This window comes from Thiocapsa rosea (assembly GCF_003634315.1).
GTDB classification, from domain to species: Bacteria; Pseudomonadota; Gammaproteobacteria; order Chromatiales; family Chromatiaceae; genus Thiocapsa; species Thiocapsa rosea.
Genome location: NZ_RBXL01000001.1, coordinates 3,810,752 through 3,827,840 on the forward strand (window position 1 = coordinate 3,810,752; position 17,089 = coordinate 3,827,840).

13 protein-coding genes are annotated in these 17,089 nt (G+C 65.6%); 7 read left to right on the plus strand and 6 right to left on the minus strand.

The features are described from left to right. Nucleotides 1-28 precede the first annotated feature (28 nt). The 5 genes from mutS to BDD21_RS17205 all read right to left on the minus strand — a co-directional run bounded on the left by mutS (nucleotide 29) and on the right by BDD21_RS17205 (nucleotide 7,452). Complete coding sequence (gene mutS, locus BDD21_RS17185) at nucleotides 29-2,617, minus strand: DNA mismatch repair protein MutS (protein WP_120798185.1); 2,589 nt, start codon at nucleotides 2,615-2,617, stop codon at nucleotides 29-31. Nucleotides 2,618-2,658: 41 nt separating this feature from the next. Beyond that, on the minus strand, nucleotides 2,659-3,375 hold the full coding sequence (locus BDD21_RS17190; RefSeq protein ID WP_245969940.1) for a PD-(D/E)XK nuclease family protein: 717 nt from the start codon (nucleotides 3,373-3,375) through the stop codon (nucleotides 2,659-2,661). Between the two features lie 944 nt (nucleotides 3,376-4,319). Beyond that, nucleotides 4,320-5,093, minus strand: coding sequence for a slipin family protein (locus BDD21_RS17195; protein ID WP_120798187.1), 774 nt, complete (start codon nucleotides 5,091-5,093; stop codon nucleotides 4,320-4,322). Between the two features lie 74 nt (nucleotides 5,094-5,167). Further along, complete coding sequence (locus tag BDD21_RS17200) at nucleotides 5,168-6,622, minus strand: NfeD family protein (protein WP_120798188.1); 1,455 nt, start codon at nucleotides 6,620-6,622, stop codon at nucleotides 5,168-5,170. Between the two features lie 80 nt (nucleotides 6,623-6,702). Further along, nucleotides 6,703-7,452 (minus strand): MBL fold metallo-hydrolase, encoded by a 750-nt coding sequence (locus BDD21_RS17205; protein ID WP_120798189.1) that lies wholly within the window; start codon nucleotides 7,450-7,452, stop codon nucleotides 6,703-6,705. Nucleotides 7,453-7,541: 89 nt separating this feature from the next. Between BDD21_RS17205 and BDD21_RS17210 the strand changes: the two genes are divergently transcribed. Then, the gene (locus tag BDD21_RS17210) at nucleotides 7,542-7,931 is read left to right on the plus strand and encodes a cobalamin biosynthesis protein (RefSeq protein ID WP_120798190.1); all 390 of its coding nucleotides are present in this window, start codon (nucleotides 7,542-7,544) and stop codon (nucleotides 7,929-7,931) included. A gap of 298 nt (nucleotides 7,932-8,229) precedes the next feature. Next, nucleotides 8,230-8,841: a hypothetical protein gene (locus tag BDD21_RS17215; protein WP_120798191.1), complete on the plus strand. Its 612-nt coding sequence runs from the start codon at nucleotides 8,230-8,232 to the stop codon at nucleotides 8,839-8,841. On the opposite strand, the gene BDD21_RS17220 is transcribed toward BDD21_RS17215, so the two are convergent. Next, on the minus strand, nucleotides 8,823-9,584 hold the full coding sequence (locus BDD21_RS17220; protein WP_120798192.1) for a TSUP family transporter: 762 nt from the start codon (nucleotides 9,582-9,584) through the stop codon (nucleotides 8,823-8,825). The two genes, BDD21_RS17215 and BDD21_RS17220, sit on opposite strands and share 19 nt — an antisense overlap. Nucleotides 9,585-9,683: 99 nt before the next feature. On the opposite strand from BDD21_RS17220, the gene BDD21_RS17225 reads away from it, so the two are divergent. The 5 genes from BDD21_RS17225 (at nucleotide 9,684) to yoaA (ending at nucleotide 17,047) form a co-directional block, all read left to right on the plus strand. Then, entirely contained in the window at nucleotides 9,684-10,661 is a 978-nt protein-coding gene (locus BDD21_RS17225; protein ID WP_120798193.1) for an ABC transporter ATP-binding protein, read from the plus strand. Beyond that, complete coding sequence (locus tag BDD21_RS17230; RefSeq protein ID WP_120798194.1) at nucleotides 10,658-11,446, plus strand: ABC transporter permease; 789 nt, start codon at nucleotides 10,658-10,660, stop codon at nucleotides 11,444-11,446. Before BDD21_RS17225 ends, BDD21_RS17230 begins: the two co-directional genes overlap by 4 nt. A 251-nt stretch (nucleotides 11,447-11,697) precedes the next feature. Next, nucleotides 11,698-14,124, plus strand: a complete 2,427-nt coding sequence (mrcB, locus tag BDD21_RS17235) for a penicillin-binding protein 1B (RefSeq protein WP_120798195.1) — start codon at nucleotides 11,698-11,700, stop codon at nucleotides 14,122-14,124. A gap of 23 nt (nucleotides 14,125-14,147) precedes the next feature. Further along, nucleotides 14,148-15,032, plus strand: a complete 885-nt coding sequence (locus tag BDD21_RS17240; protein ID WP_245969664.1) for a tetratricopeptide repeat protein — start codon at nucleotides 14,148-14,150, stop codon at nucleotides 15,030-15,032. A gap of 41 nt (nucleotides 15,033-15,073) precedes the next feature. Beyond that, nucleotides 15,074-17,047 carry a DNA repair helicase YoaA gene (yoaA, locus tag BDD21_RS17245; protein WP_120798197.1) on the plus strand — a complete coding sequence of 658 codons (1,974 nt, stop codon included), beginning with the start codon at nucleotides 15,074-15,076 and terminating at the stop codon, nucleotides 17,045-17,047. Nucleotides 17,048-17,089 lie beyond the last annotated feature (42 nt).

Consider the following 17,089-nt stretch of genomic DNA (forward strand, 5'->3'; position numbering starts at 1 on the left):
GGAGTGTAAACCAGACATCCGGGGTGGTCTAAGAGGTGTTTGCGCGCTCGGCCGAGAGATCCTTTAGCCGATACATCAGCTCCAAGGCCGCGCGGGGCGTCAAGGCGTCCGGCTCGATCGTCTCCATGGCCTCCAGAAGCGGATGCGGCGAGGCGGGCTCGGGATCCGGCGGGAAGAGCGAGAGCTGCACGGCATCGCGCTCCGCGTGTCGCCGCGCACCGGCCTCCAGCTCGCGCAATCGCTCGCGTGCCCGCGCGATCACCGCGGTCGGTACACCCGCCAGTGCGGCGACCGCCAAGCCGTAGCTCTGATTGGCCGGACCCTCGCGCAAGGCGTGCATGAAGACGATGCGGGCACCATGCTCGACCGCATCGAGATGGACGTTGGCGATCCCCGGATATTCCTCCGGCAAGGTCGTCAGCTCGAAATAGTGGGTCGCAAAAAGGCCGTAGGCGCCGATGCGTGTCGCCAACTCCACCGCGCAGGACCAGGCGAGCGAGAGACCGTCGAAGGTGCTGGTGCCGCGCCCGACCTCGTCCATCAGGACCAGGCTTTGCGCCGTCGCGTTGTTCAGGATGTTCGCCGTTTCTTCCATCTCCACCATGAAGGTCGAGCGACCGCCGGCGAGGTCGTCGGAGGCGCCGATGCGCGAGAAGATGCGGTCGATCGGGCCGATGGTCGCGGTGCGCGCCGGCACGTAGCTGCCGCTGTAGGCGAGCAGCACGATCAAGGCGTTTTGGCGCATATAGGTCGATTTGCCGCCCATGTTGGGTCCGGTGATGACCAGCATGCGGCGGCGACGGTCCAGGCGAAGGCCGTTGGCGATGAAGGGGTCGTCCAGCACCGTCTCCACCACGGGATGACGTCCGTCTTCGATCTCGATGATCGCCTCGTCGGTCAGGCGCGGGCGGGACCAGTCCAATGCACGGGCGCGCTCGGCGAGATTGGCCAGTACGTCCAGTGTGGCGATGGCCTCCGCGCTCGTCTGCAGGGGCGCGATCGACTCGGCGAGGGTGCCGAGCAGATCCTCGTAGAGTGCCTTCTCGCGGGCCAGCGCGCGCTCGCGGCTGCTCAGGACCTCGTCCTCGAAGCGTTTGAGTTCCGGCGTGATATAGCGCTCGGCGCCCTTGAGCGTCTGGCGGCGGATGTAGTCCTCCGGGACCTGATCGGCCTGACTGCGACCGAGCTCGATGTAATAGCCGTGCACGCGGTTGTAGCCGACCTTGAGTCCCGGGAGACCGGTGCGTTCGCGCTCGCGGGTCTCCAGATCGAGCAGGAAACGGTCTGCATTGCTCGAGAGCTCGCGCAGCCGATCCAGCTCCGGGTCGAGCCCGGATGCGATCACGCCGCCGTCGCGAATCAGCATGGGCGGTTGGGCGATGATTGCGCGTCGGAGCAGATCCAGAACCTCGGGGTGTGTGCCGACCGCCTCGGCCAGGCTCAGGAGCAGCGGGTCGTCGCAGCCCTCGAGCGGTGCGCGCAGATCCGGCAGCACGGCCAGTGCATCGCGCAGCGTGGCCAGATCGCGCGGTCGCGCCGAGCGCAAGGCGATGCGCGAGAGGATGCGCTCGAGGTCGCCGATTGCGGCGAGAACCGTCTGCAGGTCGGCGTGCATGCCCGTGTCGATCAATGTCCCGATCGCAGCATGACGCGACTGCACCTCCAAGCGCGTGCGTAAGGGTCGGCCGAGCCAGCGCCGCAGCAAACGGCTGCCCATCGCGGTCCCGGTGCGGTCGAGCACGCCGGCCAGCGTGTGCTCCGGACGCCCGCCGAGACTCTCGGTGATCTCCAGGTTGCGCCGGGTCGCGGCATCCAAGATCAGGGCCTCGTCGCGCTGCTCGGTCGTGAGCCCGCGCAGATGGGGCAGGGCGGCGAACTGGGTGTCGCGCACATATTGCAGCAGACAACCCGCAGCGCCGACGGCAAGATCCAGCCCCGCGCAGCCGAAGCCGTTGAGGTCGCGGGTGCCGAACTGATCGCAGAGCAGACGCTCGCCGGTGTCGCGGTCGAAGTGCCAGCTCGGGCGGCGGGTGACGCCGCGGTCGATCCGCAGCGCCTCGGGGAGTCGACTGTCCTCGCCGACCAAGACCTCGGCCGGCTTCAAGCGCTCCAGCTCGCTGGCCAACGCCTCGCGGGTGGCGACCTCCAGCACCGAGAATCGCCCGCTGGACAGTTCCGAGAACGCCAGGCCGTAACCGTCGCGTCCCTCGGCGATCGCGGTCAGCAGGTTCTCGCGCCGGTCGTCGAGCAAGGCTTCGTCGGTCAGCGTCCCGGGCGTGACTAAGCGCACCACCTTGCGCTCGACCGGACCCTTGCTCTTCGCCGGGTCGCCGATCTGCTCGCAGATGGCCACCGAGACACCCTTGCGGACCAGGCGCGCCAGATAGGCCTCGGCGGCATGATAGGGGACGCCTGCCATCGGGATCGGCCGGCCCGCCGACTGCCCCCGCTTGGTCAGGGTGATGTCGAGCAGCCGCGCGGCCCGCTCGGCGTCCTCGAAGAAAAGTTCGTAAAAATCCCCCATCCGATAGAAGAGCAACATCTCCGGATACTCCGCCTTGAGACGGAGGTACTGCTGCATCACCGGGGTGTGCGCACTCTGGTCTGGTTTATCCATTGCCTGCAAGGTGCCGAGGTATGAGTCGGAGGGGACGCGGTTCAGACCGCCTCGACCTCGGTCGAATCGCCGTACATCTCGATCCCGAGCCGCTCGCCCACCTTGCGGGCTCGGCCGTCGATCATCGGCGAGATGACGATCAGGCGATTGGCCTTGCGCTCGTGGCGCCGCTCGTAGAAACGCGCCTTGCGCTCGAAGATGTACATCCCGGCCTTGTCGATCGAGGACTTCAGCTCGCAGATCAGCAGCAGGCCGTTCTTGATGATGACGTCCAGCTCGATCTGGTCGGGACGGCCGAACACCTCGCCCGAGTCGTCGTAATCGGTGACGTTGACCACCTGCACGTCGAAGCTCTGCTCCAGGATGGCGGCCAGGGCGTCGCGGAACGCTTTCTCGGATTGAAGCCCCCAACGCGAGCCGAGCGCGCCGATGCTGCGATCGAACTTCTGCGCTTGGGCCATGATCTCGTTGTGCAGGCGTTTCAACTCTTCATGGTTCTCGTCCCAGCGGCGATTGCTGTCCGCTCGGCTTTCCTCCCAAAGGCGACTCTGCTCGGCTCGGTTCTCGTCCCAAAGGCGCCGCCGCTCGGCTTGGTTCTCGTCCCAGCGGCGGTTCTGCTGCTCCCACTTCTGCGCGTCTTCCTCGCGCATGCGTTTGAGTTCGGCCTGATTCGCCGCCCATTTCTGCGCTTGCTCTTCGCGGATGCGCTCAAGCTCGGTCTGGTTCGCCTCCCACTTCCGCGCGTCTTCGTCGCGCATGCGCTGAAGCTCGGCCTGATTGGCCTCCCACTTCTGCGCCTCTTCCTCGCGCATACGCTTGAGCTCGGCCTGATTGGCCTCCCACTTCTGCGCCTGCTCCTCGCGGATGCGCTCAAGCTCGGCCTGGTTCGCCTCCCACTTGCGTTCCTGCTTCTCGCGGTCGCGACGTAGCTCGCCGAGCAGCTCGTAGAACCGATCTCCGGTCTCCCTGCGGTCGGCGTACTCGTTGCGCGTCAACTCAAGCACATAGGTCCGGAACGCGGGATCCTCCCGCAGCCAGGCCGGCAGCTCGCGCTTGATGGTCTCTTTTAGGGATTCCGTGGTCATGTTAAACCGCGCCCAGTGCGGTATGCGATGTGTGTGGATGGGATCGGCCCGGGCAGACTTGACAATCGCTGGAGCTGGCGCGGTTTAAAAAGCTCAAAAAACATATCGTTCTAAACCGTGTCTCCGCTAAGGGTAGTGAATGCACCAAACGTCGAGCCCTTTCGAAAATCAGCAACTCGCTCCGTACGCGGTTTAGATGCCGAGAAGCGATTCCGGGTCTTTTTTCGAGTCGATCTGTTCGGGTCTAAACCGCGTCCAGAGCGAGATGTTCATCTCCGAGTGTGCTCGACGTTTGGTGCACCTACAACCCTTCGCGGGGACGCGGTTTAAAATAACAGATTTTTTAATATCTTAAACCGCGCCAGCTCCGCCGGTCGTCAAATCTGCCGCGGCCGATCTCATCCGAAAACGTCGCATAGCGCGCTGGGCGCGGTTTAACAGAGCGGAAAGCGCAATGATCGCGCGAGGTCGTCTGCATCCGGTTGTCCCTGGTCGTCTGCCGATCCAGTGCTGCCTACGCCCGAGCCGTGACCGGTCGGGATCGTGGCTGCTCCCCTTTGCGCGTCCGAAAGCCCCGAAAGCCCCGGCTCAGCCCGTCGCCAAAGCGAAGGCGACCCTCAGGATCCTGTCTGATCAGCCTTGCGAGCAACCTTCATTAGGGGCTCGATCAGGTCCATCGGTAGCGGGAAAACGATTGTCGAGGTCCGGTCGCCTGCGATCGCCCCCAGGGTCTCGAGGAACCTCAGCTGCATGGCCTGCGGCTCTTGGGACAGGATGTGGGCCGCGTCCTTGAGTTTCTCGGCGGCCTGCTGCTCGCCCTGCGCATGGATGATCTTCGCCCGCCGCGAGCGCTCCGCCTCGGCCTGACGGGCGATGGCCCGGATCATCGACTCGTCGAGGTCGACATGTTTGATCTCCACGTTGGCTACCTTGATGCCCCAGGCGTCGGTCTGGGCGTCGAGGATCCGGCGCACATCGTCATTGAGCTTGTCGCGTTCTGCAAGCATCTCGTCGAGTTCATGCTGACCGAGCACCGAGCGAAGCGTGGTCTGTGCAAGCTGGCTCGTCGCATCCCGAACCTCTTCCACCTGAATGATGGATTTCTCGGGGTCGATGACGCGGAAGTAGACCACCGCGTTGACCTTCACCGAGACGTTGTCGCGTGAGATCACGTCCTGACTGGGCACGTCCATCACCTGGACCCGCAGGTCGACCACCTCCATGTTTTGCACCACCGGAACCACGATGATCAGTCCGGGTCCCTTGACGCCGGTGAAGCGACCCAGTGTAAAGATGACGCCACGCTGGTACTCGCGCAGGATCTTGATGGAGGCGAGCAGCAGCCCGACGAGCAAAATCAGAGGGATGAGATAGAGCTCAAACTCGAACATGGGTAGACCTCCTCATGGCTGTTCTTCGCGGCGAGGCAGAGGCGAGGCAGAGCGGGGCCTCGGGATGCCGCTGTTCATTTCGAGCCCGATTCGGGCATCGAGATCGGCTCGACCAAGAGCGTCAGGCCGTGACGTGCGATCACCCGAACCGGTGTGCCGGGCGTGATGTCGCGGTCGCTTTCAGCGGTCCAGATCTCGCCGTGCAGATGGATACTGCCCGGACCGGGAAAACCCGAGACGGCCTCGCCGAGGGCGCCCGCCAATTCCTCGGAGCCACTGGCGACAGGTTGCCGGTGCGCCTTCAGCGCCATGCCGATGACCACGAAGAAGAGCAGGGCGCTGGACAACGCGAAACCGATGATGAGCGGAATCGAGATCCCGAATCCCGGCACCTCCGTGTCGATGAGGATCAGTGAGCCGATCACGAAGGCGACGGCCCCCCCGACCCCCAGGGCACCGAAGCTCGGAACGAATGCCTCCGCGATCATCAAGGCCAGCCCCAAGAGGATGAGCGCGGCACCCGTATAGTTGATGGGCAAGAGCTGGAAGGCATAGAGCGCGAGCAAGAGGCTGACCGCCCCGACCGTGCCCGGAAAGACCGCGCCGGGGTTGGCGAATTCGTAGACCAAGCCGTAGATGCCCACCAACAGAAGGATGTAGGCCAGATTCGGGTCGCTGATGATCCCCAGGAGGCGGGTCTTCCAGTTCGGTGCGCGCTCGACGACGCTCATATCCGACGTGTCGAGCCGGATCTGCCGGTCGCCGATACGCACCTGGCGTCCGTCCAAGGCGTGCAACAACTCGTCGAGATCGGCCGCGATCTGGTCGATCACACCGAGTTCGAGGGCGGCCTCCGCCGACAGGCTTGCACCCTCGCGAACGCTGCGTTCGGCCCAGTCCGCGTTGCGCCCGTGCAGCTCGGCGAGGCTGCGCAGATAGGCGGCGGCGTCCTGCACGGCCTTGCGTGAGCTTGCGTCCATGGGCGCGTCCTTTCGAGGCGCAGGCTTGAGGGTCTCTTGGCCCGTCTTGGGATCTTCGGCGGACTCGCGCGTGACGGCGTCCGGGTCATCGACCGATGGCTCTTCGCGAGGTGCCGTGTCGGCGGGTCCGGGTTTGGGCTCGGTGCTCGGAAGGCCACCCAACTGCACCGGCGTTGCCGCGCCCAGGTTGGTCCCGGGAGCCATGGCCGCGACCGGGCAGGCGTACAGGATATAGGTCCCGGCGCTGGCAGCCCGCGCACCCGTCGGCGCCACGTAGCCGACGACGGGCACGCGCGAGGCGGTAATGGACTTCACGATCGAGCGCATGGAGGTGTCGAGACCACCCGGGGTGTCCATACGCAGGATGATCAGACCGGCGCCGCGATCCTCGGCCACGGCGACCGCATCCTCCACATAGGCTGCGCCGGCAGGGCCGATGGCGCCCTGCAGATCGATCAGCAATGCCTCTCGGGCCAGGACGCCGGCCGGATTGGTCACCATCAGACCCATGATCAGCATCGCCAACCAGCGTCCGATTCGATTCGGCATCTCGATCAGCTCCTTCGCTGTCTCTCCTCTTTAGGATAGACAAGCTGTCGGCGATTGTGCTCCGCTCGAGCGAAGGCTGATCAGCCCTGTCTGCTCTCCCCGATCTGGTCGCAATACTGGCTGAGGTTGTCCGGCACGCCGGGAGGACAGACGCCGCATTCCCGGTTGCCGGGCACGGCGAAGTCGATGAACTTGGGGTAGGCGAGATCAAGCCCGTTCATCAGTTCGACGAAGGACTCGAGCGAGCGGTTGCCGCCGAGCCGGGGGTTGCGTGTCTTCTCCTGCGCGATGCTCGAGACCCAGCGTCCCTCGTAGTCGTGGCCGGGGTAGACCAGCGTCTCGTCGGGCAAGGCGAAGAGCTTGCCGGCCACGCTGTGATACAAGGCCGTCGGGTCACCGCTTTGGAAGTCGGTGCGGCCGCAGGCGTCGATCAGGAGTGCATCGCCGGTGAGAAGCCGCTCCCCGATCCGGTAGGCGTGATGGCCGTCGGTATGACCGGGCGTGAAGAGCGGGTCGATACGCAGAGTGCCCACCGCCAGCGGTGTCCCTTCCTCGATCGGCACATCGACGCAGGTCAGAGCGTCGATTGCCGGATGCGCGATCCGGCTGCCCGCTTCGCGCTTGAGCGTGAGTGCGGAGGTGATGTGATCGGCGTGGACGTGTGTATCGAGCGTGAAGAGCAGCTTCAGTCCGAGCTTGGAGACCTCGGCGAGGTCGCGCTGCCAAGTCGGCAGCACGGGGTCGATCAAGATGGCCTCGCCTGTCTCTTCGCAGGCGAGCAGATAGGTGTAGGTGCTGGAAATCGGCTCGAATAGTTGTTTGAACAGCATTGTGTCCTCCGTTGAGAATGACGTGTGCGAGCGGTGTATGGTAGTACGCCTGACCTGCGCCATGCGCTGCGATCGATCGGGGGGTGTGGATGGAAGTCGCGATTGGTGTCGGTTGTGATCGCGGGGCAGCGCTCGGCACGCTGGAGGCCGCGTTGGCGTCGGCCTTGGCGTTCGTCGGCCCCGTGGATGTGCGCTGGCTGGCGACCATCGACCGCAAAGGCGACGAGCCGGCGATCCTGGCCTTGGCGGCCGCTCGGCGCTGGCCGCTGGTGATCTATCCGGCAGCGGCGCTCGCGTGCATCGAGGTGCCCAATCCGTCGGCGCAGGTGCTGCGTCATCTCGGTATCCCCGCTGTCGCCGAGGCGGCTGCACTCCTGGCCGCCGGTGCCGGCATCGGCGATCTGCTGCTGGAAAAGTACAAATATCGCGGCGAGGACGGCAAGCATGTCACCTTGTCGATCGCCGCATGGAGACGGTGAGGCGCCGGCCGGCCATTGCCGATACGCGCGCTGGCCGTGAAACCGAACTCCGACAACCGAGCGAAGGTAAACCGCGCCCGGTGCGGTATGCGTCATTTGTTGGAATGGCTTAGCCGCGCCAGCACCGACATCTGTCGGAGTTGGCGCGGTTTAAAGTCTTAAAAAATAGTCAATTCTAAACCGCGTCTCACCGGCATCGAGGATATCTCCGTAGCTCAACGCACAATCAAAACGACGCATGGCGCTGCGGACGCGGTTTAGTTGGGTCTCGGTCCACGCTTCCCGTTAGAATGCCGCCATGCGAAACGATCTCAAGCTTCCCCGGCTCTACAAGACGCTCCTCATGCTGGCGCTCGTCTTCGGCCCCTTTTACTGGCTGGCCTTCACCGAGGATGGGCAGCGGCGCACCGATCTCGCCCTCATGTTCCTGCTCGGCAAGCCCGAGATGAACGCGGCGGTGGACTCCTTCACCAGCGCTTTGACCGAGGGGCAGATCCGCGAGACCTTCCCCAAGCTCCTGTTTCAGTGTGCAGACGGGTCGAATCCCTTTGGCGACCGTCTCTGCGCCGCGGAGATCGGCGCCTTCAACGGGATGCCGGCATCCTCGGTGACCCTGTTTCTGGTCGGCGACGGGCTGCGTGCGGTCAAGGTGTCGTACCGCCGCATCTACCATCCCTTGATGCGCGATTGGGTGGAGGGGCGTGTCGGTCGGGCCGATGATCCGCAGACCGCGCCGGGAAGTGACGAGACCGGCGACGGAGTCGCGACCTGGACGGTGCCCGACGGCTTGCTGATCATGCGCGACGGCGAGCTCGCACGCGAGGACGATCCGGCCCTGTTCTGGCTCTCGGGCGCGGCGCTCGCTCGACAGGCGGCCGCCCGCGCACCGGATCAGGCCCCGTTGAACTGATCCAGGAAGAGTTTGATCGAGATCAGGACCGAGGACACGACCAGGATGGGTCGCACCAGCACGGCTCCGTGCTTGAGCACCAGATGCGAGCCCAACCAAGCACCGATGAGCTGGCCGAGGGCCATCGAAGCAGCAACGATCCAGACGACGTGTCCGCCGATCATGAAGAAGATCAGCGCCGCCAGATTGCTCGTGAAGTTGAGCAGCTTGGTGTGGGCGGTGGCGCGGCGCATGTTGTAGCCGAGCAGCGCGACATAGCCCATCGCGAAGAAGGTCCCGGTGCCGGGTCCGAAAAAGCCGTCGTAGAATCCGACACCGACGCCGACCGTCACGGCGAAAGCCGGCGTCGACAGCCGCTGGTGCGAATCCAGATCCGAGACCCTTGGAGAGAAGAGAAAGTAGAGCGCGAACCCGACCAGCAGCATCGGGATGAGGCGCTGCAGTGCGGCGCTGTCGATCTGCTGGACCAGGATTGCACCGAGTGCGGCGCCGACGAAGGTGCAGGCGACCGTGAAGGCCGCCCCGCGGGGTTCGATCATGCCCTTGCGCATGAAGTGAATCGTCGCGCTGCCGCTGCCGAAGACCGCCTGCGCCTTGTTGGTGGCCAGGCTTTCGACCGGGCTCAGACCGGCCCAGAGCAGGGCCGGGATGGTGATGAGTCCGCCGCCGCCGGCGATGGCATCGACAAAGCCCGCGAGCAGCGCGAGGCCGAACAGGATCAAGGCGATCTCGGGGGAATCCACTCGGGTCTGCGTCCTCGCCGTTCAGGTTGAAATCTCAAAGCCCGGTTACAATCTGCGCCCCTCGCGTACCCTCAATACCAAGAGCCGACTTCCCACACGATGCCCGCACTCGACGTCAAGCAGCTCACCAAGACCTACAAGGGAGGGTTTCAGGCCCTGAAGGGGATCGACCTGACCGTCGAGGAGGGGGATTTCTTCGCGCTGCTGGGACCGAACGGGGCGGGCAAGTCGACCTTCATCGGCATCCTCGCCTCGCTGGTGAACAAGACCGGCGGCAGCGTCGAGGTCTTCGGCGAGGATCAGGATCGCACGCCCGAGCTGGTGAAGTCATTCATCGGCCTCGTGCCGCAAGAGTTCAACTTCAATCTCTTCCTGCCGGTGGCGGAGGTGGTGGTCAATCAGGCCGGCTACTACGGTATCCCGCGACGCGAGGCGAAGGTGCGCGCCGAGCGTTATCTCAAGCAGCTCGATCTGTGGGACCGGCGCGACACCGAGATGCGCAAGCTCTCCGGGGGGCTGAAGCGGCGCCTGATGATCGCGCGGGCATTGGTGCACGAGCCGCGCCTGCTGATCCTCGACGAGCCGACCGCGGGCGTGGACATCGAGATTCGTCGCTCGATGTGGACCTTCCTGCGCGAACTCAACGCCGGCGGGACGACCATCATCCTCACGACCCATTATCTCGAAGAGGCCGAAAGTCTCTGCCGGAACATCGCGATCATCAACCACGGCGAGATCGCGGAACGCACCAGCATCCTTGCTTTGCTGAGCCGGCTCCACACCGAGACCTTTGTCTTGAATCTGAAGGGTCGGCTCTCCGAGCTGCCCCAGCTCGGCGGTTTCGTGCTCCAGCACCTCGATGACTGTACGCTGGAGGTGGAGATGAGCCGCGAGCACACCATCAACGGTTTGTTCGAGGCCCTGTCGCGCAACGGCATCGAGGTGATCAGCCTGCGCAACAAGCAGAATCGCTTGGAGCGGCTCTTTCTGGAGATGGTCGATCGCCGCGCCGGAGCCGGGTGGTCGAGTTCCGATCCGGCAGACGCGCCCGATGCGGCGCGCGAGGTGATAGCGTGAGCAGGACGGGTGTCGGCTGGTATCGTCACTGGATCAGCTTTCAGACGATCTTCGTCAAGGAGATCCTGCGGTTCACCCGGATCTGGGTCCAGACGATTCTGCCGTCGGTCATCACGACCACGCTCTATTTCGTGATCTTCGGTCGTCTGATCGGCGATCGGATCGGCACCATGGGCGGCCTGGACTATCTCGACTTCATCGTGCCCGGCTTGGTGCTGATGGGCGTCATCACCAATGCCTATTCCAACGTCGTGTCGTCCTTCTACAGCAGCAAATTCTCGCGCTACATCGAGGAGCTGCTGGTCTCGCCGGCGCCGAATTGGGTGATCCTTGCGGGCTACGTCACCGGCGGGGTGGCGCGAGGCCTGGTGGTCGGGGTGGCCGTGATGCTGGTCGCCATGTTCTTCACCGAGATCCGTATCCACAGCGTGACCGTGACCCTCCTCGTGATCACCATGACCGCGGTGCTCTTCGCGCTCGGCGGCTTCATCAACGCCATTTATGCCAACAGCTTCGACGACATCTCGATCGTGCCGACCTTCGTGTTGACGCCCTTGACCTATCTGGGCGGCGTCTTTTACTCGATCGAGCTGCTGCCCGAGTTTTGGCAGGGCGTGTCGCTGGCCAATCCGGTCCTCTACATGGTCAACGCCTTCCGCTACGGGCTCCAGGGTGTGAGCGATATCCCCGTCGAGATGGCCTTCGGGATCATCGCGATGTTTATCCTGATTCTCGGCACCTTCAGCCTGTACTTGCTGCGTCGCGGGGTCGGGATCAAGACCTGATCGACGGCGATCCGCAGCGGCCGATGCCGAGTGCGCCCGCTGCGCAACGGCCTCGAGAACCGCTCGCGCCGTGTGCCGAGCCTGCTCCGTCGATCCCCTCAGGTTGTATCCTCATGCAGCAAGTGGGACCATAAGCATCTGAAACTTCCATAAAAGGATCGCCCATCCGATGTATTTCGGCGTTCTCTCCATCCATCCCTTTCATCCCTTGCCGATGAGCACGGGGCCGCGGCGCGCGGCAGACCTGCTCGATGCCGGCTTGGCTCCCAGCTCGAATCCCGGTTTCGAGCGGGGGTGCTGACGTGGCACGACGTCCAGGTCGCGCCCCCGTGCGTCGACGCCGCGGGATCGGCGGATTTCTGTTCCGCTGGATCCTGCTGATTCTGGTCGGCGTCGGTCTCGCCGGCACCCTCTACAGCATCCATCTCGACCGCGTCGTGCGCGGGAAATTCGAGGGGCAACGCTGGGCGCTGCCGGCCCGGGTCTTTGCGCGTCCCTTGGAGCTGTATGCGGATCGGCCGCTGCTCGGCGATCAGCTCCAGGCCGAGCTTGACCGTCTGAACTATCGGCGCACCGCCGCCCCGGATGTGCCCGGCAGCTACAGCCGCGACGGCGAGCGCTTCCTGATCCGAACACGCTCCTTTCGGTTCTGGGATGGCGAAGAGCCCGCGTACGCCCTGAAGGTCGGCCTTGCCGAGGGGCGCGTCGCCGAGCTGGACGATGCCTCCGGCGGTCCGGCCCCGGCACTCGTGCGTCTGGATCCGATGTTGATCGCCAGCATCTATCCGACGCACAACGAGGACCGCGTCCTGCTGCGCCGCAAGGACATCCCGGATCTGTTGATCCGCACGCTGATCGCGGTGGAGGACCGCAGCTTCTATCGGCATATCGGCGTGGATCCGCGCGGAATCGTGCGCGCCTCCTTCAGCAACCTGCGGGCCGGGGGCGTGGTCGAGGGGGCGAGCACCCTGACCCAGCAGTTGGTCAAGAACTTCTATCTCACCGCGGATCGCACCTTCGAGCGCAAGATCAACGAGGCCCTGATGGCGTTGCTGCTCGAGCGGCGCTACAGCAAGGACGAGATCCTCGAGGCCTACGCCAACGAGATCTATCTGGGCCAAGACGGCAGCCGCGCGATCCACGGCTTCGGTCTGGCGAGCAGCTTCTTTTTCAACAAACCGATTGAAGAACTCGGTATCCCGGAAACGGCGCTGTTGGCCGGAATGGTCCAAGCGCCGTCGAGCCTGGATCCGCGGCGTCGTTCCGAGGCGGCGCTCAAGCGGCGCAATCTGGTGCTGGATCTGATGGCGCGCGACGGTGTCATCAGCCAAGCCGATGCCGAGGCGGCCAAGGGCGCTCCCCTCGGGATTGCCGAAGGCGGCGGTCGGCCGGTCGGGAGCTATCCCGACTTCATTTCCCTGGTTCGGCGCCAACTCCAGCGCGATTACCGCGAGGAGGATCTCCGATCCGAGGGTTTGAATATCTTCACGACGCTCGACCCGCTGGTGCAGTTCGAGGTCGAGAAGGCCCTGCCGTCTCGGCTTTCCGAGTTGGAGAAATCGCGCAGGATGAAGGCCGGCTCGCTGGAAGCCGCGGCGGTGGTCACCTCGGTGGCTCAGGGCGAGGTTCTGGCGCTCGCCGGGGGGCGCGAGGCCGGCTATGCCGGGTTCAATCGCGCACTCGATTCGGTGCGCTCCATCGGCTCGCTGGTCAAGCCGGCCATCTATCTGGCCGCCTTGTCGAAACCCGAGCGCTACAGTTTGACCACCAGCCTGCAGGACACGCCGGTCAGCATGCGGGTCGGCGACAAGATCTGGGCACCCAAGAACTATGACCGCCGGGTCAACGGGTCCGTGACCTTGCATCGCGCCCTCAGCAGCTCGCTCAATCTGGCGACGGTCCATCTGGGGTTGAGTCTCGGCATCACCGAGGTGACCGACACGCTCTATCGGCTCGGTGCGCAGCGGCGCATCAGCAAGGTGCCCGCGATGTTGCTCGGAGCGGTCTCCTTGTCGCCCTTGGAGGTCGCGCAGGTCTATCAGACAATCGCCGCCGGGGGCTATCGTGCGCCGTTGCGGGCGATTCGCGAGGTCATGGATCCCAACGGGCGGCCGCTCAACCGCTATCCGCTGGCCGTCGAGGCCGTGGTCGATCCCCGGGCGGCCTATCTGACGACCTGGGCGATGCAGCGCGTGGTCACGCACGGCACTGCACGCTGGCTCGGCGAGAAACTGCCGAAGGGGATGACGATGGCCGGCAAGACCGGCACCACGGACGAGATGCGCGACAGTTGGTATGCCGGATTCAGCGGTGACAAGGTTGCCGTCGTCTGGGTCGGTCGCGATGATTATCAGCCGATGGGGTTGGCCGGAGGGGCCGGTGCACTGCGTGTTTGGGGCGATTTCATGCTGGCGATCCCCAACGAGCCACTGTCGGATATCCCGCCGGAGGGGGTGGTTGTGGCCGGCAAGGGCGAAGCGCCCTATATCGCCGGCACGGCGCCGACAGCACGCGGTGGCGGGGGGGCGAAGAAGCCCGCGCCGACGCGCGGCGATACGCAGGACCTGGCTCAGTCCGGTGCGCCGTCCGCGCCCGAGCCGGAATCTGCGCCCGAACCCAAGGAGGCGCCTAAGGCGTCGTCCAGAAAGAATCTTTTTATGAGTGATTTCTACAACTGATGACTAGAGCGCCAATAATCTTGATGGCCGGGTTGGTCCTGACGGCCTGTGCGACAGGGCAGCGCGAGGACGGTCCGGCGCCGGTGCTTCAGGTCACGCCCCGCGAGCCTGTCGTCGCGGAGGCTGAGCCGGCCGCGCCGCCCGCGCCGGAGCAACCGGCAGCGCCCAAGAAGCAGCAGACGAGGGTCTTTGCCTATCGGGATCCGGCGGCCGAGCCCGCTCCCGCGCCGCCGCCGGAGCCGGCCGCCGCCGCGCCGAGCGTCGCCCAGACGCCGGTTCAGCCCGCGCCTGCCGCCAAGCCGGCAGCCACGCCGGCTCCGTCGCCGACTCAGGCGCCCACTCAGGCGAAGGCCACCCCGCCGGCGCCCGCTCCTGCTGCTGCGAAGCCTCCGACCCCCGCTCCACCTGCGCCGAAGGTTGCGCAGACCCCGCCCAAACCCGAGGCCAAGGCGCCGCCGACCCCGCCTGCGCCAGATCGGGCGCAGGCGCCCCCGCCGCCCCCTGCTCCAGCGCCGGCCGCTCCGCCGCCGGCTCCACCGGTGCAGGTCGCTGCGATCCCGCCGGCACCGCCGTTGGCCGCACCCGGTCTGCCGCCGGCCGCGGACGCCTTGGCTCGCCAGGCCGAGCAGCAGCGCCAGTCGGGTGACTATGCGGGTGCCGCGGCCTCGCTCGAGCGTTCGTTGCGGATCGCACCGCGCGAGGCCTACCTCTGGAACCGTCTCGCCCGAGTCCGTCTCGAGCAGGGTCAGGCCGCGCAAGCCGGTAATCTCGCCTCCCGCTCGAACGATCTCGCGGGCGACACACCGAACGTCAAGCAAGACAACTGGCGGGTCATCGCCGAGTCCAAACGTCGCGCCGGCGATATCGCCGGCGCGACCGAGGCGGAGAAGCGGGCGAGCGGGAACTGAGCGCGCCGACAGCGGCACGCTCAGGGCACCACGCCTCCGTCATGGCCGATCTCGGCGACATCTTCGGCCCGAACGGCCGGCTCTCCGAGCGCCTGCCGGGTTTCGCCCATCGGGCGCAACAACAGGCGATGGCCGAGCGGATCGCCGCCCTCATGGAGGAGGGCGGCACACTCATCTGCGAGGCGGGCACCGGCACCGGCAAGACCTTCGCTTACCTGGTGCCGGCCATCCTCTCCGGGCGCAAGGTCCTGATCTCCACCGGGACGCGCAACCTGCAGGACCAGTTGTTTCATCGCGATCTACCGCTGGTCCGGGCTGCGCTCGGCGTTGCGGTGCGGGCCGCCTTGTTGAAGGGGCGCGCCAACTATCTTTGCCGCCACCGTTTGAAGCTCGCGATCGACGACATCACGCACCTCGACCCGGAGTCGCGCAGCGGTCTGAAGCAGGTCCAGGAGTGGGCCAAATCGACGACGCGCGGCGACATCGCCGAGTTGGGAATCCCGGAGGATGCCCAAGTCTGGCCGAGCGTGACCTCGACCAGCGATAACTGTCTCGGACAGGACTGCCCCGACTGGCAGGGCTGCCATCTGGTCGCCGCGCGCCGCGAGGCCCAGGCCGCGGACCTTGTGGTCGTGAATCACCATCTCTTCTGTGCTGACCTGGCGCTCAAGGACGAGGGTTTCGGCGAGATCCTGCCGGGTGCGGACTGTTTCGTACTCGACGAGGCCCATCAGTTGCCGGAGACGGCAACCAGCTTCTTCGGTGTTCGGGTCAGTGGTCGGCAACTGCTCGATCTGGTTCGCGACAGCGAGCTTGAGTATCGGCGCGAGGCCGGCGACATGCCCAAGCTTCCCAAACGGCTCTCGGCGCTGCGTCGGGCGGTTCAGGATCTACGTCTGGGCCTCGGCGAGATCGATCGCCGCGGGCCTTGGAACGAGCTTGCCGGCGTGCCGGAGGTCTTGAAGGCGCTGGAAACCCTCGTACGGCGTCTGGCATCCGTGACCGAGGGTCTGAAGGCCGTCGAGGGTCGCGGCAAGGGTCTGGACGCCTGCCTGGGACGTGCCGAGGATCTCGGCGACGCCTTGCAGCGCCTGACATCGGTCGAGCCGCCCGAGGCGGTGCGCTGGTTCGAGACCCAGGGACGCGGGTTTCGGCTGCACGAAACACCGCTCGAGGTGGCCGAGCCCTTTCGCGCCCAGATGGGGCGACCCCAAACCGCCTGGGTGTTTACTTCGGCGACGCTGGCCGTGGGCGATCGCTTCGATCATTTCGCGCGCCAGCTTGGGATCGAGGAGGCGCAAACCGAGCGCTGGGACAGCCCTTTCGACTATGCGAGCCAGGCGCTCTGGTTCGTCCCGCGTGGCCTGCCGCAGCCGTCCGATCCCGCGTACAACAGCCACCTGCTCGAGCTGGCCTGCGAGGTGCTCGGCTACAGCCGCGGGCGCGCCTTCCTGCTGTTCACGAGCTACCGCGCCCTGCGCGAGACGGCCGAGGGTCTGGCAGGCCGTATCCCCTATCCGATCCTGGTCCAGGGCACGGCACCGCGGGCCGATCTGGTCGAGCGTTTCCGTGCGCTCGGCAACGCCGTCCTCTTGGGCACCTCCAGCTTTTGGGAGGGTGTCGACGTCCGAGGCGAGGCGCTCTCCTGCGTGCTTATCGACCGCTTGCCCTTCGCCTCCCCGGGCGATCCGGTCCTGGCCGCGCGGATCGACGCCGTGCGTCGGCGCGGCGGCAATCCCTTCAACGATCATCAACTCCCGCAGGCCGTCATCGCACTCAAGCAGGGGGCCGGACGCCTGATCCGCGACGGCGAGGATCGCGGCGTGCTGGTGGTCTGCGACCCGCGCCTGCTCGGTCGCTCCTACGGCCATCGCTTTCTGGAGAGCCTGCCGGCGATGGCTCGGACGCGATCGATCGAGGACGTGAGGGCCTTTTTCGAGACGGCGCCGCAGGCCGATGACGCGCCGGAGCGGATCGATGCAGCGCAAGCCGCGCCCGTCGAGGCCGCGATCTGACCTCGTGCGCTTGATCCTAAAAAGAGCAGTTGAACCGCAAAG